16 protein-coding genes and 1 pseudogene are annotated in these 20,971 nt (G+C 38.2%); 9 read left to right on the top strand and 8 right to left on the bottom strand.

The window, feature by feature from the left end; genetic code table 11:
- Nucleotides 1-80: 80 nt before the first annotated feature.
- The 3 genes from pflA to focA form a co-directional block, all read right to left on the bottom strand.
- Nucleotides 81-821, bottom strand: a complete 741-nt coding sequence (gene pflA / locus J1G47_RS04645; protein WP_010785813.1) for a pyruvate formate lyase 1-activating protein — start codon at nt 819-821, stop codon at nt 81-83.
- A 141-nt stretch (nt 822-962) separates the two neighbouring features.
- Nucleotides 963-3,287 carry a formate C-acetyltransferase gene (pflB, locus tag J1G47_RS04640; protein ID WP_012621582.1) on the bottom strand — a complete coding sequence of 775 codons (2,325 nt, stop codon included), beginning with the start codon at nt 3,285-3,287 and terminating at the stop codon, nt 963-965.
- Between the two features lie 93 nt (nt 3,288-3,380).
- Nucleotides 3,381-4,205, bottom strand: coding sequence for a formate transporter FocA (gene focA, locus J1G47_RS04635; protein WP_005711261.1), 825 nt, complete (start codon nt 4,203-4,205; stop codon nt 3,381-3,383).
- 184 nt (nt 4,206-4,389) lie between these two features.
- On the opposite strand from focA, the gene J1G47_RS04630 reads away from it, so the two are divergent.
- The 4 genes and pseudogenes from J1G47_RS04630 to J1G47_RS04615 all read left to right on the top strand — a co-directional run.
- On the top strand, nt 4,390-4,866 hold the full coding sequence (locus tag J1G47_RS04630; RefSeq protein WP_010785816.1) for a YqaA family protein: 477 nt from the start codon (nt 4,390-4,392) through the stop codon (nt 4,864-4,866).
- A 48-nt stretch (nt 4,867-4,914) separates the two neighbouring features.
- Nucleotides 4,915-5,463 carry an ADP compounds hydrolase NudE gene (gene nudE, locus J1G47_RS04625; RefSeq protein ID WP_075605328.1) on the top strand — a complete coding sequence of 183 codons (549 nt, stop codon included), beginning with the start codon at nt 4,915-4,917 and terminating at the stop codon, nt 5,461-5,463.
- On the top strand, nt 5,450-5,851 hold the full coding sequence (locus J1G47_RS04620) for a hypothetical protein (RefSeq protein ID WP_010785818.1): 402 nt from the start codon (nt 5,450-5,452) through the stop codon (nt 5,849-5,851). The genes nudE and J1G47_RS04620 overlap by 14 nt, the downstream gene beginning before the upstream one ends.
- Nucleotides 5,852-6,028: 177 nt before the next feature.
- Nucleotides 6,029-6,337: pseudogene (locus J1G47_RS04615) on the top strand (IS1595 family transposase); the annotation flags it as partial.
- A 376-nt stretch (nt 6,338-6,713) separates the two neighbouring features.
- On the opposite strand, the gene ndk reads toward J1G47_RS04615, so the two are convergent.
- Both ndk and metG read right to left on the bottom strand, forming a co-directional pair.
- Complete coding sequence (gene ndk / locus J1G47_RS04610; protein ID WP_012621579.1) at nt 6,714-7,130, bottom strand: nucleoside-diphosphate kinase; 417 nt, start codon at nt 7,128-7,130, stop codon at nt 6,714-6,716.
- Nucleotides 7,131-7,185: 55 nt separating this feature from the next.
- Complete coding sequence (gene metG / locus J1G47_RS04605; RefSeq protein ID WP_160414720.1) at nt 7,186-9,240, bottom strand: methionine--tRNA ligase; 2,055 nt, start codon at nt 9,238-9,240, stop codon at nt 7,186-7,188.
- 338 nt (nt 9,241-9,578) lie between these two features.
- Here metG and J1G47_RS04600 point away from each other — a divergent pair, with 338 nt between their 5' ends.
- Nucleotides 9,579-13,499 (top strand): S8 family serine peptidase, encoded by a 3,921-nt coding sequence (locus J1G47_RS04600; RefSeq protein WP_207326792.1) that lies wholly within the window; start codon nt 9,579-9,581, stop codon nt 13,497-13,499.
- 273 nt (nt 13,500-13,772) lie between these two features.
- On the opposite strand, the gene J1G47_RS04595 is transcribed toward J1G47_RS04600, so the two are convergent.
- Genes J1G47_RS04595 through ilvG form a run of 3 tightly spaced genes read right to left on the bottom strand, consistent with a single transcriptional unit; the run spans nt 13,773 to nt 16,271 of the window.
- A complete protein-coding gene (locus J1G47_RS04595; RefSeq protein ID WP_160434966.1) occupies nt 13,773-14,363 on the bottom strand; it encodes a hypothetical protein in 591 nt (196 codons plus the stop codon).
- Between the two features lie 19 nt (nt 14,364-14,382).
- Nucleotides 14,383-14,601, bottom strand: coding sequence for an acetolactate synthase 2 small subunit (ilvM, locus tag J1G47_RS04590; RefSeq protein WP_160434965.1), 219 nt, complete (start codon nt 14,599-14,601; stop codon nt 14,383-14,385).
- Nucleotides 14,602-14,612: 11 nt separating this feature from the next.
- Entirely contained in the window at nt 14,613-16,271 is a 1,659-nt protein-coding gene (gene ilvG, locus J1G47_RS04585) for an acetolactate synthase 2 catalytic subunit (RefSeq protein WP_207326791.1), read from the bottom strand.
- A gap of 390 nt (nt 16,272-16,661) precedes the next feature.
- Here ilvG and J1G47_RS04580 point away from each other — a divergent pair, with 390 nt between their 5' ends.
- From J1G47_RS04580 to J1G47_RS04565, 4 genes are all read left to right on the top strand, one after another.
- A complete protein-coding gene (locus J1G47_RS04580; RefSeq protein ID WP_021115755.1) occupies nt 16,662-17,129 on the top strand; it encodes an FxsA family protein in 468 nt (155 codons plus the stop codon).
- A gap of 142 nt (nt 17,130-17,271) precedes the next feature.
- Nucleotides 17,272-18,261, top strand: a complete 990-nt coding sequence (locus tag J1G47_RS04575; RefSeq protein WP_207326790.1) for an oxidoreductase — start codon at nt 17,272-17,274, stop codon at nt 18,259-18,261.
- Nucleotides 18,262-18,333: 72 nt separating this feature from the next.
- On the top strand, nt 18,334-19,374 hold the full coding sequence (locus tag J1G47_RS04570) for an AI-2E family transporter (RefSeq protein ID WP_010785827.1): 1,041 nt from the start codon (nt 18,334-18,336) through the stop codon (nt 19,372-19,374).
- A gap of 169 nt (nt 19,375-19,543) precedes the next feature.
- On the top strand, nt 19,544-20,857 hold the full coding sequence (locus tag J1G47_RS04565) for an NCS2 family permease (protein WP_010785828.1): 1,314 nt from the start codon (nt 19,544-19,546) through the stop codon (nt 20,855-20,857).
- The last annotated feature ends 114 nt before the right edge of the window (nt 20,858-20,971 follow it).

The raw sequence follows: 20,971 nt of genomic DNA, 5'->3' as shown, positions 1-20,971 counted from the left end.
GTGATCGCCTAGACGATCACCGTTAAGTTGAAATGGGTGTTTACACAGAATTTGGGATAGGGTCTAGAATCATCTAAGCGCTAATACTTCACCGTATGCCCATAGCTTTCAATAATACCTTTAATATGCTCTAACGATTCTTTCGTCGGTGGCATCACATCTTCTAATTCATATTCTAACCCTAAGGTTTTCCATTTATGTGCGCCTAAACGGTGGTATGGCAGAAGTTCGACTTTTTCTATGTTGTCCATACCTTGAATAAACTGACCCAATAAATGAATATCTTCATCGGCATCCGTATAACCTGGTACAACCACATAGCGGATCCAAGTACGTTGATTACGTTTATGCAAATAACGAGCGAAGTCTAAGGTACGTTTATTAGAGACACCGATAAAATCTTTATGAATTTCTTCGTTCAGCTGTTTTAAATCAAGCATAACGAGATCGGTTACATCTAGCATTTCATCGACTAGCTCTGAATAATTCCGCACAAAACCATTTGTATCTAAACAAGTATCAATACCCTCAGCTTTACAAGCACGGAACCAATCACGCACAAATTCCATTTGTAACACGGCTTCGCCACCTGATGCTGTTACGCCCCCGGCCGTTGCTCTCATAAAATGTTTATACGTCACAACTTCCTTCATTAGATCTTCTACGGAGATCTCTTTCCCACCTTCAAGATCCCAAGTGTCACGGTTGTGGCAATATTTACAACGCATTAAACAGCCTTGTAAAAACAAAATAAAACGAATCCCAGGCCCATCTACTGTGCCACAAGATTCGTAAGAGTGATAACGTGCTAAAACAGTCATTCTTTTTCCTTTAAATAAAGTACGATTAGGACAAATGTCCTTAAACATTTCTGCTAATCGCAATTAATGCGTAAGATACAATAAGCGGTCAGTTTCTGCAAAAGTTTTGCAAAATCTGACCGCTTATTAGCTTAAACTAAATTACATCGACTGTGTGAAAGTACGAGTAATTACGTCCATTTGTTGCTCTTTAGTTAAAGAGTTGAAACGCACTGCGTAACCTGAAACACGGATTGTTAATTGTGGATACTTCTCTGGATTTTCCATCGCATCTAATAACATTTCACGGTTCATTACGTTTACGTTTAAGTGCTGACCACCTTCGATGGTTGATTCGTGGTGGAAGTAACCGTCCATTAAGCCTGCAAGGTTACGTTTTTGAGATTCAAGATCTTTACCTAACGCATTTGGTACGATTGAGAAGGTATAAGAGATACCATCTTTCGCGTAAGCAAATGGTAATTTCGCCACAGAAGTCAATGACGCTACCGCACCTTTTTGGTCACGTCCGTGCATTGGGTTTGCACCTGGTCCGAATGGCGCACCTGAACGACGACCGTCTGGGGTGTTACCTGTTTTCTTACCGTAAACCACGTTTGAAGTAATGGTTAATACAGACTGTGTTGGTGTTGCATTACGGTATGTTTTGAGCTTCTGAATTTTCTTCATAAAGCGTTCAACTAAATCAACTGCAATGTCATCTACACGGTTATCGTTGTTACCGAATTGTGGGTATTCACCTTCAATTTCAAAGTCAAGTGCTACGTTTTTCGCTACGCCAACCACTTCGCCTGCTTTATTTTTGATTTCGATGTCGCCACGGATTGGTTTTACTTTCGCATATTTGATTGCAGAGAGTGAGTCTGCTGCAACAGAAAGACCAGCGATACCACACGCCATTGTGCGGAATACATCACGATCGTGCAACGCCATTAATGCTGCTTCATAAGCATATTTGTCGTGCATAAAGTGAATGATGTTTAACGCTGTGACATATTGTTTCGCTAACCAGTCCATAAAGCTGTCTAAACGGGTCATTACATCATCGTAATCTAAGTATTCAGACATAATTGGCTCAGTTTTCGGTCCAACTTGGTCACCTGATTTCTCATCAACACCACCATTGATTGCGTATAGTAAGGTTTTCGCTAAGTTTGCACGAGCACCGAAGAACTGCATCATTTTACCTACGATCATCGGGCTTACACAGCAGGCAATCGCATAGTCATCGTTTTGGAAATCTGGACGCATTAAGTCGTCGTTTTCGTACTGAACAGATGAAGTTTCGATAGACACTTTCGCTGCATAGCGTTTGAAACCATCTGGTAAACTTTCAGACCAAAGGATTGTTAAGTTTGGTTCCGGTGATGGACCCATTGTGTAAAGGGTGTGTAATAGACGGAAGCTGTTTTTGGTTACTAATGTACGACCATCTAAGCCCATACCTGCGAAAGTTTCTGTTGCCCACATTGGGTCGCCTGAGAATAATTGATCGTACTCTGGGGTACGTAAGAAACGAACCATACGGAGTTTCATTACTAAGTGATCCATTAATTCTTGAGCTTCTTTTTCAGTGATTTTGCCTGCTTTTAGGTCACGTTCAATATAAATATCTAAGAAGGTTGAAACACGACCGAAAGACATTGCTGCACCGTTTTGTGATTTCACTGCTGCAAGGTAAGCAAAGTAAACCCATTGTACCGCTTCTTGTGCGTTAGTTGCTGGGTTTGAAATGTCAAAGCCATAAGATGCTGCCATTTCTTTCATTTTGCCTAAAGCACGGTGTTGTTCTGCAATTTCTTCGCGTAATTGGATTGTCGCTTGAATATCTTCGCCACGCTCTAACTGCTCTTGTAAAGAGGTAAACTGTTTTACTTTATCTTTCATTAAGAAGTCAGCACCGTAAAGAGCCATACGACGATAGTCACCGATAATACGACCACGACCGTAAGCATCAGGAAGACCTGTAATTACGCCTGATTTACGGCAACGTAAAATGTCTGGAGTATAAACATCGAATACACCTTGGTTGTGGGTTTTACGATATTCAGTAAAGATTTTCTCTACTTCTGGATTTAATTCACGGCGATAAACTTTACAAGAGCCTTTCACCATATTGATACCGCCAAACGGCATAATTGCACGTTTTAATGGTGCATCTGTTTGAAGACCTACTATTTTCTCTAAATCTTTGTTGATATAACCTGGTGCGTGTGAAGTGATGGTTGATGGAATATCGCAATCAATGTCATACGGTTCGTGGGTTTTGTTTTCCACTTTGATTTTTTCCATCACATCTGCCCAAAGCGTTGTAGTTGCTTCGGTTACATCTGCTAAGAAAGATTCGTCACCTTCATACGGCGTATAGTTTTTTTGGATAAAGTCACGCACGTTTACATCAGTTTGCCATTCACCTGGTGCAAAACCTTCCCACGCTTTCTTTTGAGCTTCGGTTAGTTGAGTCATTTTAAGTCCTCGTTAGTTAATGTAATAAATTGGAACGCAAGCGGTGCGATTTTGCAAAAACACTGCGAAAAGTGACCGCTTACAAGTTTTGAATTAATGTTTTTTTAGATGCAAAAACCACTGCACCATACCGATAAAAAATGCACCACCAACAATGTTACCTAAGGTCGCTGGAATTAAATTTTTCACCACAAAATTTGCCATTGTTAAATCAGCGAATTGACTAGGATCAACCCCTATCGCTGTCCAAAATTCAGGGCTTGCAGAGCCGTGAATTAACACGCCCATTGGGATCATAAACATATTCGCCACACAGTGTTCAAATCCAGATGCCACAAACATTGCTATCGGCAAAATCATAATGAACGCTTTATCCGTCAGGCTCTTACCTGCATACGCCATCCATACCGCAATACAGACCATCAGATTACAGAAAATCCCCAAGCTGAATGCTTCAATCCAAGTATGATGGAGCTTATGTTGGACTGTTTTTAAAATAGTCAAGCCCCACTGCCCATTTGCAGCCATAATTTCACCGCTAAACCACACTAACAGCACAATAAAGGTCGCACCGATGAAATTACCGCCGTAAACAACAAACCAGTTTTTAAACATCTGAGCCAAACTAATTCGCTTACTTGCTTTAGCTACAATGGTCATTGTCGTAGAAGTAAAAAGTTCAGCCCCGAAAACAACACACATTATAATGCCAAGAGAGAACACAACACCGCCGATCAGTTTTGCAACGCCCCACGGCAGTTCCCCTGCACCGACTTGTGTTGTTGCATAAAACACAAAGGCAATTGAAATATAAGCACCTGCGGTAATTGCTGAAATGAAAGAATAAAATTGATTTTTTGTCGCTTTATAAACCGCACCATCTTCGGCGATTTTAGCCATCTCTGCTGGAGAAAACATCACTATCCTTAAATGAAAATTTGAAAATTTACAAAATTTGTTGAGAATTATAGACCTGTTGAAGTGATCATCAAATAAATTTTCAACATAAACGGAATAAAGTAGAATTATTTCTTGATCCACATCAAGTTTTAACATTGATTAAAATTTAACAAAACACAAATTTAACAGAACAGTTACAAAAATGTCCGATTATTTGACCGCTTTACTTGGGATTTTCCTTGACAAAGAAAATCAATGTTTAATTATGTTTGCCAGCAGTTTTTTAAGTTCTACGCTACTGCCTGGCAACTCAGAAATCATCTTCAGCACCTTTGCTACACAAGCCTTTGCGAACAACCATTCCTTATATGGATTGTTTATCAGTGCCACATTAGGCAACAGCTTAGGTAGCCTAACAACCTATTTTCTAGCAAAACTTTTTCCACCCCCAAACTATCACGAACAGCAAAATCAACGTATTCGATTTGCACTTAAATTTAGCCAACAATACGGCGTTTGGGTGTTACTGTTTAGCTGGCTACCTATTGTGGGCGATCTCTTTTGTGGTGTCGCAGGTTGGTTACGTTTTGATTTTTGGAAAAGCCTATGTTTCATCGTATTAGGCAAAGCTATTCGTTATGCATTATTGCTTTGGAGTGTTTATTTGGTTGTTGGTTGAGAATGAATAGTCTAGAATATCGCAAATCTATTCTTGTTGAGAAATTTTATGTCAAAACAACTGCCTGAAATCAAATCTGTTTCAGTGATTGCCAAAACACGTATATTTGAAGTGCAATCCGTCGATTTACGTTTTTCAAATGGCGAAGAACGTACTTACGAACGTCTAACTCCACAACGCCGTTCTTCCGTAATGGTCGTGCCGATCTACCAAGATCAACTCATCTTGGTAAAAGAATATGCCGTAGGGCCTGAACGCTATGAACTCACCTTCCCTAAAGGCATTGTGGATAGTGGAGAAGATCCTGCACTGAGTGCAAATCGAGAATTACAAGAAGAAATAGGCTTTGGAGCAAAAACAATCGAACCACTACGTTCATTATATAGTGGACCTAGCCATATGTATGGTTTAATGCACCTTTTTGTGGCACAAGATCTTTACCCATCACAGCTAGAAGGTGATGAACCAGAGCCACTTGACATCATCTATTATCCATTAAACAAAATTGACGAACTGCTTGCCGACCCTAATTTTGCCGAAACACGCAATTTATCCGCCTTATTTTTATTAAGAGAATACCTCAATGCAAAAAACTAGCCTACACATTTTATGGATTTATCCACTACTTACCCAGTTACTCGGCTCTGCCCTATTACCCCTTTTTAGCGAATTTAGCCAAGGGGGAATGTTGGTTGTTTTTGTCTTATTTACCGTCCCAGCTTTTCTATTTGCATTAGTCAGCTACAAACAACAGTATCACCAACGAAACATCATTCAAATTGCCTTTTTCTCAGGGGTAATAATGTTCATTTACAGCCTTTTTTCATTTTCACTAATGTTGGCTTTTGATGAATACACCAGCCTTGAAGATCCTATCCCCCTATGGGAACAATCCCTTGCCGTGATCTTATTTGCTCTGACCTTTGCTTTAGCAAAAGTAATGTATACTCTATTGGTGTTGAGATTGTTTTTGCCGAAAGTGTAAGTCGCTTACATTAATAGAATGGAGATAGACACTTCGGGTTTAATAATGGCGAGAGTTTTTTAGATCATTGGTTATCCTTATATTCAAGTTAAGGCAGGGTGAGAAACTTCCTCCTAATAAATTTATAGGTCTCTCCTAGATAACGACTAAAATCCCTATTTAGGTTAAGATAACCCAATAAGCAAAAGTTATCTAAGTCAGTATAAACAAAATAAACTTATTGAGCTGTTTGTAGCAGATATCACTGCTCGAACAGCTGCTGAGTTGATAAATGTAAATAAAGCTACCGCAGCCTATTATTTCCATCGTCTGTGATTGCTTATCAAGCAAAACAGTCTACATCTTAAGAGGTTCGATATTCAAGAACAAGTGAAGCCCGGCAGTATTGTTTACACCGATTTCTACCGAAACTATGATAAGTCTGATGTAACTGAGTTTAATCATTTTCGCATCAATCACAGTACCTACTTCGCAGAAAAACAAAACCCCAAACGAAAAGGACTAAGTCCGATACAATATCGAAATCAGTCCTTTGAATAGCTGTATAACTTTTGAAGGTCAGATCATTTTATTCATATTTTAAAAGGTGATTTGAAGCCTTTTACCATAAAACTTTAGGGGCTGACGTAGATTAGCCCAATAAAAAAGTACCCCGAAGAAGAAACCCAAGCCCCAATTTGGCTAAATGCACATAAGCTTCCCAACCAGTGCTTCTTTTTAACAAAACTTTTGGGGCTGTATTAGATTAGCTAGTATACCAACCTACATCAGCCCCTATAAATAAGGTTGTAAGAGCAAATTACATTTGCCCCAAAATGATTACAGGAATGTCAGGGCGAAGTCATTCGCGCCTACATTTTATTTACACAATCTCACTCGGCGTAAAGAAATACGCAATTTCACGTTTTGCTGATGTTTCAGAGTCTGAGCCGTGAACTGCGTTTTCACGGTAGCCTAAACCAAACATTTTACGAATAGTGCCTAGTTTGCGTTCTTCAGGTTTGGTTGCTCCCATCAACAAGCGGTAGTTTTCTACGGCATTTTCGCCTTCTAACACCGCAACAACGATAGGCTCAGAAATCATAAATGCCACGAGCGGATCAAAAAAGTCTTTGCCTTGATGTTCTGCATAAAAACCTTCCGTTTGTTCTTTGGTTAAGTGAAGCATTTTTAATGCTTTGATCGCTAAACCATTTTTTTCCATATAACTTAAAATTTCACCGATAAGATGGCGTTTAGTCGCATCGGGTTTAATAATGGCGAGAGTTTGTTGGATCATTTGTTGTCCTTATTATTGAGTTAAGACAGGGTGAAAAATCCCACCCTGAGTAAATTTATCTCACCTGCATACCAGCCGTCACACCGCTATCGGCGGAGAGTAAATAGAGATCTGCACCGCCTGTACCGGCAGATAAAATCATACCTTCCGACATACCAAACGACATTTTGCGTGGGGCAAGGTTGGCAATCATAATCACAAATCTGCCTTCAAGCTCTTCAGGTTGGCTGTACGCCGCTTTGATACCAGAGAAGACTTGGCGAGTGTGATCGCCTAAATCAAGTTCAAAACGTAACAATTTATCCGATTTCGGCACAGCTTCACATTTCAATACTTTTGCCACACGCAGATCGAGTTTGGCGAAGTCGTCAATGGTGATTTCAGAGGCAATCGGTTCAACTTTGGTTTCACAAGCGGTCATTTCTTTTCCTTTTTTTGCAGTTTCTGCTTTTACGCTTTCGGCGAAAAGTGCTTTGGTTTCTTCAATCACAGCGTCAATCTGTTTTTTCTCTAAGCGAGAGAAGAGCGATTTAAACGGTGCAATGCTATGGGCAAATAGTGGCGAACCGATGTTGTCCCAACGCAGTTCCGTTTGTAAAAAGGCTTCGGCACGTTCTGCGAGTTTTGGTAATACTGGTTTGAGATAGCTCATTAATACACGGAATAGCTCTAAGCCCATTGAACAGACCGCTTGTAATTCGGCATCTTTGCCTTCTTCTTTGGCAATTACCCAAGGGGCTTTGTCGTCAATGTATTTATTAGCTTTATCCGTTAATGCCATAATTTCACGGATCGCTTTGTTGTATTCACGCGTTTCAAAATAAGTGGCGATCTGCTCCGATTGTGCAACAAATTCATCAAAAAGCGCTTGATTTTCTAATGTTGAAGCGAGTTTGCCTTCAAAGCGTTTTGTGATGAAACCTGCGGTACGAGAAGCCAAATTGACTAATTTATTGACGATGTCGCTGTTTACCCGTTGTACAAAATCTTCTAAATTGAAATCGAGATCTTCAATGCGGTCGTTCAGTTTCGCGGCATAGTAATAACGCAAACATTCAGGATCGATATGTTTCAAATAAGTACTGGCTTGAATGAAAGTACCACGGGATTTTGACATTTTCTGCCCGTCCACCGTCACATAACCGTGTGCAAAGACGTTTGTTGGTTTGCGGTATTCGCTTCCTTCTAACATTGCAGGCCAGAATAGACTGTGGAAGTAAACAATGTCTTTACCGATAAAGTGATACAACTCGGCATCACTCTCTTTTTTCCAGAAATCATCAAAGTTCAAGCCCGTGCGGTCGCAAAGATTTTTAAACGAGGCCATATAGCCGATAGGGGCATCAAGCCAAACATAGAAGAATTTGTTTTCGCTATCTGGAATTTCAAAGCCAAAGTAAGGCGCATCACGGCTGATGTCCCATTGCTGTAAACCGCTCTCAAACCACTCTTGCACTTTATTGGCAATTTCAGGTTGAAGCGAGCCAGAGCGTGTCCACGCTTTCAGCATTTCTTCAAAACTTGGTAGGTCAAAGAAAAAGTGTTCCGACTGTTTTACCACAGGGGTAGAGCCTGATACTACCGAGCGTGGATTGATTAAATCCATCGGGCTATAAGTAGAAGCACAGACTTCACAGTTATCGCCGTACTGATCTTCCGCTTTACATTTCGGACAAGTACCTTTAACAAAGCGATCAGGCAAGAACATATTTTTTTCAGGGTCAAATAGCTGTGAGATTACCTTACTCTTGATAAAACCGTTCGCTTTTAATTTTTTGTAGATAGCGGAAGTATATTCACGGTTCTCTTCGCTGTGGGTGGAATGGTAGTTATCGAAACTGATATTAAAACCGGCAAAATCCGCAATGTGATCGGCTTTGGCTTTTTCGATTAACTGTTCAGGGGTAATGCCGAGTTTATCCGCATTCAACATAATCGGCGTGCCGTGAGCGTCATCAGCACAGACAAAGTGAATTTCGTTGCCACGCATACGCTGAAAACGCACCCAAATATCCGCTTGAATATGTTCAAGCATATGCCCTAAATGGATCGCTCCGTTAGCATAAGGCAAAGCACAAGTAACCAGTATTTTTCTTTTTGGATTTGACATTCTAAATCTCTCTAAAATATAGCAAAAAATTATAGGGATTGTAGCGGAAAAGGGGGGGATTGTGTAGTTAAGATTTGGAGAGAGAGGGATTTTTCAACGCTGTTTCTGGCGTTTCTCTTATTTCTAAAAGTTATAAATAACTAATAGCACATTATCTTTTGAAAAAATTAATTTTTTTAGATAAAATGCCCCAATAAGGGCTGGTGCAAAGTAATCTTCGTTATCCGCTAATGCTCGCCTACATAAAATTAATTACGATCTTTATAAAGAGTATTAAGCGAGAAATTACTCCACCCAAGTTTCATAAAATAAATTATTTTAAATAAGTGGTACAAATTATGAACATCAAAAAATCAATATTATCCACTATGCTTTTATCTTCTGCTGTGTTGATATCCTCTTGTAAGAAAGATGGCACTGGCGGAAATTCTCCCCAACATAATAAAGAACAAAATCCAGTTAATTCGTCGATAGGTAGCCATTCTAGTGCTGAAAGTAGTGGAACTACAAATAATGGATTTAATAAACTCCCTGACAGACAGACAGACAGACAGACAGACAGACAGACAGACAGACAGACAGACAATCATAACTCGACTACCTCTCATTCTTCCAACACTAATCAACGTTTAAATGGCTCTAGCGATTCTGCCTCGTCAAATAATTCGCTAACTTCTGATAATCAAAAGCCATCTGATGAGCCAAATAAGGCAGATAGCTCAAGTTCTGCTGATAGTTCAACAACTTCAAATGAACCAACCACTTCAGACAGCCCAACAACTTCGGATAGTCCAAATGCTACAGATAAACCTAGTACGGAAAATACTAACAATGAACAAGCTACAGCAGAAACGACAGATAAGCAAGAAGTAGCAAAAGAGGAAGTAAAAGAGGAAAGAAAAGAAGAAATCACAGAAGAGCCAAAAGTAGAAAATAAAGAAAAAACACAAACAGAAACTGAAAATCAACCTCCTAGAGCAGAGGAAAATCCACAGGCGGAAGAAAATTTACCAGCAGAGGAATCAACTAAGCAGGAATTACCTGCGGAAGAACCATCTAAAGTGGAATCTCCGCAAGAAGAACTTCCTCAAGTAGAAGAACAGAAACAACCGATTAATGCCGAAGCAGAAACTTCAGTAGAAGACTCTAAGGAAAAAGAAAAAATAGAGGAGAAAATTAAAAAAGATCCGGAAGAAGAAAATACGGTAAATTCATCGGATAACCGTAATGAAATATCAACAAATAATGAGCCGACAAATAGCGAAGCGACAAATAATGAAATATCGAATAATACTGATCCGGTAAATAATGTTGTTCATAATGATAATGTTTCTGGAGAAAATATAAATCAAGAAAATAATAATTTATCTGCTGGAAATAGTGATGATAATAAAAATACTGATACGGAAAATAATGTATCTGGAAATAATTCGGTAGAAAATAATGATGTTACTTTAAATTTAAATAATAATTCAGAATCTACAACTCCAGAAAATAATCCTTCTACACAATCTAATCCATCAATAAAACCTGTGGATAATCAGCCTTGGGCTAAACCTGAAGTTGAGAAATTAGATAAAAATAATTATCAGAATACACAACAACAATCTAAATTCACTAATACAATTGGGATTGTGGATATGGATTATAATGCAACTGAAGATTTAGGTGGGGCATTTAAATTTTCAAATGGGCAAAGCAGAATAATTTATAATGCAGGCTTGGATAGAAGAGTTAAGGGGCATTCTAAATCACACGGAACAATGGCGGCTGGTGTTATTGATTTAAAAAATAAAAATGCCACAATTTATGCTTATTCTGCTGAAAATCAGGGAAGTAGTACAATGAGTGCTACTAATCTACATTATGAAGAACCCTATAATAGAGGGGTAAGGATTTTTAATAATTCCTATGGTAATAATCCACATAAAGATAGTGTAAAAAATAGAGGTTGGGAAAGTCTAGCGAGCTTACCTTTATACGTTAAGTTAGCTGAAATGGCGGAAAAAGACAGCATTTTTGTTTGGGCATCAGGTAATGAAGGAAAAGATAAAATAAATGGAAGAAGTGAATATGCAACCGTAGAAGGACATGTACCTGTAATACGAGATGGGGCAAGAAAAGGCTGGATTGTTGTAACTTCGGTAAACTCACATAATAATGGGCTTACGGAATATGCAAGTAAAATAGGTGATAGGGCTAAAAACTGGGGTATAGCTGCACCTGGAGAATGGTATTTATTTGATGGAAAAGTTCGAACAGAAGGAACCTCTTTTGCTACACCTGTTGTTACAGCTGCCGTGGCTAATGTTTGGGAAAAATTTGATTGGATGGATCATCATTTAGTGACCCAAACTATATTATCTACCGCAAATAAATTAAATTCGTCAGATGTGACCGAAGAACCGAATGAACGTGTTGGTTGGGGTGTTTTAAATCAAGATAGAGCATTAAACGGACCAGCTAGATTTGATACAAAGCTTTTAACCAATGATAATAAAACCCACGTCGTAGCAAAATTAGATTATAAACATCATACTGACCGCACTAAATATACTTGGTCCAATAATATTAAAGGTGACGCCGGATTTAAAAAACAAGGTACTGGAACACTTTATCTCACGGGTTCAAATTCTTATAGTGGAAATACAGTTATCGAAAACGGAACTTTGGTAATTGGAAATGAATTAACACAATCTGTGGTAGAAATTCAATCACAGGGAACATTATTAACGAAAAATTTAAATACTCCTCAAACAGAAGTTAAAATAGTAAAAAATGTAGATAATAAAGGTTCCTTGGAAGTTTATGGAAAAGGATTAATTATTGATGGTAATTATACCACTTCAAATAATGCCAGAACGGTTATTGATATAGATAAATCTAAATTAAAAGTAAATGGAACAGTTAATTTACAAGGTTCCTATATTGTAGCCGATGTCGAAAATATTAATGAAGTAGTTCCAAGAGATCCTCAAACTAAAACTATTATTGAGTCTCAAAATCCTATCCAAAATTATAATGGAAATTACAAAATATCGGATCGGGCTAACCCTTATATTGATTTAAAAGAAATTAAATTAAAAGAGGGGAATAATAAAGAAATTATTGCAACCTATAAACGAAATGATACAGAATTTGTATTAAATGCAGCTAATGAAAGTTCATTAAAAAATGTCTATACTGCGAGAAGTCTAGATCTTATTTTAGATAGTGCTAGAGATTCAGGAAATACAAATAGAAATCTCAGAAGTGCAGCATTATCTTTTATTAATGCTAAACCACAAGCGGTAGCTTCTGCAGTAGATTCTTTAAGTGGCGAAATATATCCAGCAGTACATCAGGTAGCACTAAATAGTATTAAAACCTTGAATAGACAAATTGCTAAACAGCAATTTTTAAATATTCAAGATATTAAGTCTTATCATATTTATGCCCAGTTAGCTACACAGAATTTAAAACTTTATCAGAATGATAATTTTGGATTTACCAATTTGAAAAATAGTGCAGATTCACAATTAGTTGGTATAGATAAACAATTTAATGCCTTTACATTTGGTATGGGGTTACAACGAGTTCATCAAAAATTATCTCCTTTATCCAGCCAAAATCAACAGGTTGGCAAGGTGGATTTAAAACAACACAGCTTTGCCTTATATGGAAAATATGATTGGAATAAATGGTATTATCTCAACCAAATCAGTTTCACGGATATTAAAGGAAAATTAGACAGAACATTGTTATTGCCTAATGGAACGCAGGCAATTAAAGCTGATTTAAAATTACGAAATTATTCGTTTTATAATGAAACAGGATTAAATTTACAATATGAAAAATTAAGATTTAATCCATATATTGCTTTACATATTAACCGCTTAAAACAAGATTCTATCAATGAAAAAGAAGATTTAGCATTAAGTATTGATAAATATCATAAAACCCATTATGGATATGAATTGGGCTTAAGATTAAATCAATCATTATCTGAAAAACTTAATATAAATCTAGATGTTTCTTATCTTTATAATAAGAACAGTATGAATAATATGTTAAGTGGAAAATATATTGTTTCTAGTACTGAAACAAAATTATATGGAATGAGATTGCCAAAATATGAATTTAAAACTAGTTTAGGTATGGGGTATTATCTTACTGAAAACTTCAATATTTATGCTAACATCGCTTATTATAGATTATGGAATAATCCAATGAAATCCTATTACAAAGAAGGAAATATTGGTGCGAAGTACAATTTCTAATTGTAATCCGATAAACAACTACTTGAAAGCACATTCATACCCCCGTGGAACGCCCACGGGGGACTTTTTGCTTAATCATTGCTATATTCTTTATTTTCAGACTTTGGCAAAATGGGCAGTTTTTTTGTTCATATTTCAAAAAGAGGGCTTAAAGCCTTGTACTATAAGGCTTTAAGCCACTTTTTAGCAACAAATTTGTCTATTACACATTTTTTGCCGAATCAAACCGCTTGTTGTATGGGTTATTTATCGAATTTCCTCCTTTCCATCACGTTAATCCGATATTTTATTTATCAATACAAGCGGTGAGAAGATAATGTAAAGAGGAATAAAAACAACGCCTACCATTCCCCAAACAAGAACCATTCCAGTACCTTCACCATCTAAAACTGTTTTTTCTGAATATGCTACAAATTTGGTTTGTAATGGCTGTGCTAATTTGGCTTTACTTAGGACTGCATCATGGTTTTCAATTTTGATCAACTTTCCATAAATGTCATAAAACTGATCTGAGGATTTATTATCACGCACAGAAGTGAGTTTTACCCTAAACTCAACATTAGGGGTGTTTACTTGATTTCTAATATAAATAATCTCTGCTTTAGTAACAGATTTCATTTTTTCAGATTGAAGCAAACGGATAAATTCGGTGGTTTTCCACTCTTGATAATCAGCATTCTCCTTGTTACTGCTTTCAAATTGATAACTATGCAAATCTCCGACAACATATAATTTATTATCAGCAATAAAAAATGCTCGGATTGTTTCTGTCTTGGCACTTTCATTTTGATACTCTGTTTTAGTACAAGCGGTCATAAAACATAAAATCAAGTAGTAACAGAAAAAGCGTTTTAAAATTTGCATAGTTTTCTCCTCAGAATAACTATGAAATAGTCACCACATCTGGCAATTTCACTAACTGATTAAGTAGTAATTCCATCGCTCTTTCACTCTGAACGGTGACATTTAACATAATTCCCGAACCATTATTTTCTGCATTGAGTGATAGCACTTCAAACCCACGGTGGCGGATTACTCTGAGTAAACGCTCAAGGGTTTCAGGGCGTTTATTAGCTTTGATAACGAATTGATATTGTTGCATTTTTCTTCTCCTTAAACCCCGATGTCTTCATCTAACATATCTGTATTACACGCATTTGGCGGAACGAGCGGCCATACATTTTCTTCATTTGGGATACAAACGTGCAATAAATACGCTCCTTTGCTGTTGAGTAAGCGGTCTAATGCGGCTGAAACTTCCCCTGCTTTTTCAATGCGTTCTGCTGGAATATCAAAAGCGTTAGCAAGCATTACGAAGTCTGGGTTGTCATCTAAAATGGTTTGGCTGTGGCGGCCGTGGAAAAAGAGTGATTGCCATTGACGCACCATGCCTAAACGTTGGTTATCCAACAATAGAATTTTGACAGGTAAATTGCCACGTTTGATTGAGCCGAGTTCTTGAATATTCATCATAAAAGAGCCATCTCCCGTAATCACAATGGTTGGATCCGTTGGGCGAGCTTTGACCGCACCCGCCGCTGCTGGCAGACCAAATCCCATTGTGCCGAACCCTGCAGAAGTGATGTAGTTTTCAGGAGCATAATGCTGCATATGTTGTACTGACAACATTTGGTGCTGGCCAACGTCAGTAGTAATAATCGCATTTTGCGGTTTACGTTGTGAAAGAGTGTGTAACAACGCCCAAGGGTCGATTTCGCCTTCGCCTGCATTTTCTTGATAGCTGAAGTCAAAATCCGCTTTCAGTTTACGCACATCAGCTCGCCAGCTCTCAATCTCTAACGGTTGGGTAAGTGCGGTCACTGCCTCGATTAAATCTCCTTGCAATGCTACATCTGCTTTGCGTAGCTTGTTGATTTCAGCTACATCAATATCAATATGAATAACTTTAGCGTGCGGTGCGAAGGTATCAAGTTTGCCTGTTACACGGTCGTCAAATCTTGCCCCACAAGCGATGAGTAAATCACATTCTTGTACCGCATAGTTCGCTGCTTTTGTGCCGTGCATACCGATCATTCCCATATAGAGTGGGTGTTGTGGCGGAATTGTGCCTAAACCTTTTAATGTGGAAACAGAGGGCACATTGGCAATTTCTAGGAAAGATCTGACCGCTTGCACTCCACCTGCCATACCTACACCACCTCCGACATAAAGTACAGGGCGTTTTGCCTGAGCTAACAGGGCTTTGGCTTGTGTAAGTGCGGTTGGATTTTGTGCCTTAGCCGCCACTTTTTCATAGACGATAGGGGAAAGTGATGTCGGGGCGAATTGCACATCTTTAGGAATATCAACAAGCACAGGACCAGGGCGACCACTTTGTGCAATTTGGAATGCTTTGGCGATAATTTCAGGTAGTTCATCAATGTTTTGCACGATGAAACTGTGTTTGGTACAAGCAAGGGATAAGCCTAATACATCTGCTTCTTGGAAAGCGTCCGTGCCGATAAAGGCTGAAGCCACTTGCCCTGTGATTGCTACGATAGGAATAGAGTCCATTAATGCATCGCCTAAGCCCGTGACTAGGTTGGTTGCACCGGGGCCTGAAGTTGCAATACAAACACCTGTTTTGCCTGTTGCCCGAGCATAACCGATGGCAGCCATTGCAGCACCTTGCTCGTTGCGGCAAAGTAGATGATCTAAACCTGAATCGTAAATCGCATCATAGACAGGCATAATTGCCCCACCTGGATAGCCAAAAAGAGAAGTGACGCCGTGAGCTTTCAAACACTCAACGACCAAATTTGCACCGTTCATAAATTACCTTTTAATGTTGTGTCGCTATTTAGTTAAGGCTTTTATGCAATAAAAAACCCTCACTAAAACTAGCGAGGGTTTGTGGATCTCATTATACAATTCTAATTGCGAGCCAACTTAACCCCCGCGGTGATAATAATCACCTCGAGGTTAATAATAATCAGGCTAACAAGAGAACGTAATGTCATTTTCATTTATCAATAAAAGCTGAATGGCTATATAAATAGCATATTTTTTGCATAAAACAAATGAATTTTTTATCTCTAGATGAAAAAAGCAAACGATTAGCTTTAAATAGACTAAATTTACTTGCGTAGTGGGGGGGCTAGGGTTGAAAATACCCAAATTATCACTATCTAATCAGCCACTAACTTCTATAAGGAAATTTCTATGCCATTACTTCTCTTTTTAGCTGGGCTATTTTTATACATCTACATTGAAATCTCTCTGTTAGTAAGCGTCGGCTCTGCTATTGGGGTTTTACCCTTGATTTTATTAATGATCACTATTTCAGCGGTCGGTTTATGGTTGGTGAAATTAAGAGGAATAATGACCATAGTACAGATCCGCCAAGAGATCGCACAAGGAAAGATCCCAGCACAAGCGGTGACGTCTTCGATCTTTTTTGCAATCGCAGGGGTATTGCTGATTATCCCAGGTTTTTTGAGCGATATTTTAGCGTTATTGCTTCTATTGCCGATAACTCGCCAATTGCTACAAGCAATGTTTATGAAACTGTTTGCAAGTCGTGTGAAATTTATGTCCTTTGGCTCAATGAACAGAACTTCCTCTCAAAATAATACAACGTTTGAAGCGGAATTTGAGCATAAGCAAGATGAAGATAAGTGGTTGAAATAATGATAAATTTCATAATGATACATATCAAAGATTCACGACATATAATGAGATTCAAAAATCAATATCTGAGGTCTATTTTTCCTTTCGCAATTGCGATAAAAAAGAGTAAAATTAGCCTTTATTTTGACAAGAGAGAAACAAAATGGCAAACATTCGTTTAGCAATTGCAGCAGATTTTTTATTAGCCGAGAAATTATTAGAAGCCTTAGAACAAAGTAGTTTAGATTTTGAACAAATTTCAGCCGTTGAATTGGAAAGTTTTGGCGAAGAACATTCTCTGCGTTTCGGTGCAAAAGCTGTTGAGCAAATCGCTGTTGAAGATGTCAATTGGTCGCAATTTAGTCACGTTCTCTTTGCAGGTAAAATGGCAAATGCAGAATTGCTGGCTCAAGCGGTACAAGCAGGCTGTGTGATTTTAGATCTTTACGGCATTTCTGCATTAATCGGCAATGTGCCAGTGATTGTGCCAAGTGTAAACAACGAAATGATCGCCAATATGCGTGAGCGAAATATTGTTGCTTTAGCAAATCCACAAATCAGCCAATTAGCACTCGCCTTAAAGCCATTGTTGGATCAGCCTATTCAACATATTTTTGTCACATCACTGTTGCCATCGGCGTATTTTGGTGATGAAAAAGTGCGTGAGTTAGCAGGACAAACCGCCCAGTTGTTAAACGGTATTCCCCTTGATGATAAAAAACCACGTGTGGCGTTTGATGCCGTGCCTGCAAATGTGCAAGGTGATGAAAAACACCTGCCGTTTTCTCGTGCCTTCGAGTTACAACTTGCAAAAGTTCTGCCAAATCTAACCGCTAGTGTGACTTTCCATTCCGTGCAAGTGCCTGTTTTCTATGGTATTTCACAGATGATCAGGGCGCAATCTGAGTATGCTTTAGATGCAACCGCATTAAGTGAGCAGTGGCAACAACAAGCGTGGGTAAAATTTAACTCTGATAATGTAATTACCCCTGTTAAAAATGGTGAAGATGAAGAAACGAATCTCTTACAGATTAGCCAACTACTCAATAAAAATGAAAACGCACTACAATTCTGGACAGTGGCTGATGAACAGCGTTTTAGCTTAGCGTTCTTGGCGGTGGAGTTGTTGAAAGAAGTAATCACTAGCTATTAACATAGTCGGATCTAAAAATACAAACATTTGATATACCATCACTCAATCACATAGCAATATATTCTCGTAGATATGGAACAAAATTCTTCTTTAACTCAGATTCTGGTAGCTACTGCTGCTCTTGTAATTATTTTGGCGGGTATTAAATTATCCGTTGAGATCGTTATTCCTTTCTTATTATCTCTTTTTATTGCAATTATTTGTTCTCCTATTATCAAATATCTAACCTCTCATAAAGTCCCTTTGTGGCTGGCAATCACTATACTCTTTATTCTATTTTTACTTGGATTCTTTTTTCTGGCAGGACTAATCAACAGTACAGTACAAGAATTTACAGCATCAATTCCACAATACAAAATTCTTCTATCTGAACGTATTGCTGCCGCAATGCTCCTTGTTGATAACTGGAATATCCCGGTTTCAATATCTCGTGAACAGATCCAAGAACAGCTAGACCCAAGCATTATTATGAACTTTGTTAGTCGCTTATTACTTAGCTTCTCAGGTGTCGTTACAAATATTTTTGTACTCTTATTAGTCGTTGTGTTCATGTTATTTGAGGCTCCAACCGCTAAACATAAACTTATCGTGGCTCTTAGAGGCAATAAAGATGTGGAATCGGAAGAAAGCCATATCAACCGAGTATTACAGGGAGTTATTAGCTATCTTGGCATAAAAACGATTGTAAGCCTGCTTACTGGAATATCTATTTGGGTGTTACTTGAAATAGCTGATGTACAATATGCTGTATTATGGGGCACATTAAGCTTCCTACTCAACTATATTCCAAACATAGGTTCAATCATTGCTGGTGTACCTATTGCTGTACAAGCATTTCTATTGAATGGTTTTTCTGTTGGATTGGGAGTATCCGTCGGTATCATTGCAATCAATATGGTAATTAGCAATATTCTAGAACCTAGAATGATGGGGAGAACCCTTGGTCTCTCAACTCTCATTGTATTCTTGTCACTACTTTTCTGGGGATGGTTACTCGGTACAGTAGGAATGCTACTTTCTGTTCCATTGACAATGGCTCTCAAAATTGCATTAGAATCGAGCCCTAAAACGATCCATTATGCAGGCTTATTAGGAGATATTAATAAACGCTAATGCTCTTATTTTTGCACTTTAAATACATTAGATAACCTATATGTTTCTTATAGCACTCAACCTAAATATTTTCAACACTGGCAGCGCAAACGATTGCTTTTTGGTTTATCTTTGTGTAGAATCCTCGACCCTTTAATCATACTATATATTTCTTGAGGTTTTTTCCATTATGTCTCTTCTTTCTCGTTTTCAACTGGAAGAACGTGGTTCTAACGTTCGTCAAGAGGTTATTGCTGGTTTAACTACTTTCCTGGCAATGGTTTACTCCGTTATCGTTGTGCCAAATATGTTAAGTGCGGCTGGCTTTCCTGCTGATTCAGTATTTATTGCAACCTGTTTGGTTGCTGGTTTAGGTTCAATCCTCATTGGCTTATGGGCAAATGCTCCAATGGCGATTGGTTGTGCTATCTCATTAACAGCTTTTACTGCATTCAGTTTAGTGCTAGGTCAAGGCATTAGTATTCCTGTTGCATTAGGTGCAATCTTCCTTATGGGTGTTTTATTTACCATTGTTTCTGTAACAGGTATCCGCGCGTGGATTTTGCGTAATCTGCCATCTAGTATTGCTCACGGCGCTGGAATTGGAATCGGCTTATTCCTTTTATTGATTGCAGCAAGTGGCGTTGGTTTAGTTGTCAGCAACCAAGCGGGTTTACCGGTAAAAATGGGTGAGTTCACTTCTTTTCCTGTAATGATGTCTTTAATTGGTTTAGCTGCTATCATTGGTTTAGAGCGTTTACAAATTAAAGGTTCTATTCTTTGGGTTATCATTGCAATTACAATCATCGGTTTAATTTTCGATCCGAATGTAAAATTTGGCGGTGAAGTATTCAAATTACCGACCTTTGGTGAAAATTCTCAATTCTTAAATTTAGATATTGTCGGCGCATTGAATGCAGCCATTTTACCTGTGGTCTTTGCCTTAGTAATGACTGCTATTTTTGATGCAACAGGTACCATTCGTGCTGTAGCAGGTCAAGCAAATTTACTAGATAAAGATGGGCAAATTATCAACGGTGATAAAGCACTTACTTCAGATTCATTAAGTAGTGTACTTTCAGGTTTATTTGGTACCGCGCCTGCAGCAGTATATATTGAATCAGCAGCAGGAACAGCTGTTGGTGGTAAAACAGGTTTGACTGCGGTCGTTGTTGGCGTGTTGTTCTTATTAATGCTTTTCTTCCAACCACTCGCATTTTTAGTTCCAGGTTATGCTACTGCCCCTGCATTAATGTACGTTGGTTTATTAATGTTGAGCAATGTGTCTAAATTAGACTTTGATGACTTTATCGGTGCAATGTCAGGCTTAGTTTGTGCTGTGTTTATTGTTTTAACTGCAAATATCGTAACAGGTATTATGTTAGGTTTTGCAACCTTAGTGATTGGACGTACCATTTCAGGCGAATTTAACAAATTGAACGTTGGTACAGTAGCTATTGCTATTGCATTAGTTGCATTCTATGCCTTTGGTTTTGCAATTTAAGTCCTCAATAAATATATTTTCCTCTTTTTAAGAAAAATATTTAACAGAAATAGCTCATTGTATGAAAGATAGGATACTAAATTTATCCCAACATAATCCTTAGATACTAGAATG

This window comes from Glaesserella parasuis, assembly GCF_017352235.1.
In the GTDB taxonomy this organism is placed as follows: Bacteria; Pseudomonadota; Gammaproteobacteria; order Enterobacterales; family Pasteurellaceae; genus Glaesserella; species Glaesserella parasuis.
Note: the sequence above shows the minus strand (reverse complement) of the source record. Positions and strands in the feature narration are given on the sequence as shown.

Coding starts and splice junctions, on each gene's coding strand:
- pflA (WP_010785813.1), bottom strand. CDS start 821: ATGACTGTTTTAGCACGTTATCACTCTTACGAATCTTGTGGCACAGTA.
- pflB (WP_012621582.1), bottom strand. CDS start 3,287: ATGACTCAACTAACCGAAGCTCAAAAGAAAGCGTGGGAAGGTTTTGCA.
- focA (WP_005711261.1), bottom strand. CDS start 4,205: ATGTTTTCTCCAGCAGAGATGGCTAAAATCGCCGAAGATGGTGCGGTT.
- J1G47_RS04630 (WP_010785816.1), top strand. CDS start 4,390: ATGTCCGATTATTTGACCGCTTTACTTGGGATTTTCCTTGACAAAGAA.
- nudE (WP_075605328.1), top strand. CDS start 4,915: ATGTCAAAACAACTGCCTGAAATCAAATCTGTTTCAGTGATTGCCAAA.
- J1G47_RS04620 (WP_010785818.1), top strand. CDS start 5,450: ATGCAAAAAACTAGCCTACACATTTTATGGATTTATCCACTACTTACC.
- ndk (WP_012621579.1), bottom strand. CDS start 7,130: ATGATCCAACAAACTCTCGCCATTATTAAACCCGATGCGACTAAACGC.
- metG (WP_160414720.1), bottom strand. CDS start 9,240: ATGTCAAATCCAAAAAGAAAAATACTGGTTACTTGTGCTTTGCCTTAT.
- J1G47_RS04600 (WP_207326792.1), top strand. CDS start 9,579: ATGAACATCAAAAAATCAATATTATCCACTATGCTTTTATCTTCTGCT.
- J1G47_RS04595 (WP_160434966.1), bottom strand. CDS start 14,363: ATGCAAATTTTAAAACGCTTTTTCTGTTACTACTTGATTTTATGTTTT.
- ilvM (WP_160434965.1), bottom strand. CDS start 14,601: ATGCAACAATATCAATTCGTTATCAAAGCTAATAAACGCCCTGAAACC.
- ilvG (WP_207326791.1), bottom strand. CDS start 16,271: ATGAACGGTGCAAATTTGGTCGTTGAGTGTTTGAAAGCTCACGGCGTC.
- J1G47_RS04580 (WP_021115755.1), top strand. CDS start 16,662: ATGCCATTACTTCTCTTTTTAGCTGGGCTATTTTTATACATCTACATT.
- J1G47_RS04575 (WP_207326790.1), top strand. CDS start 17,272: ATGGCAAACATTCGTTTAGCAATTGCAGCAGATTTTTTATTAGCCGAG.
- J1G47_RS04570 (WP_010785827.1), top strand. CDS start 18,334: ATGGAACAAAATTCTTCTTTAACTCAGATTCTGGTAGCTACTGCTGCT.
- J1G47_RS04565 (WP_010785828.1), top strand. CDS start 19,544: ATGTCTCTTCTTTCTCGTTTTCAACTGGAAGAACGTGGTTCTAACGTT.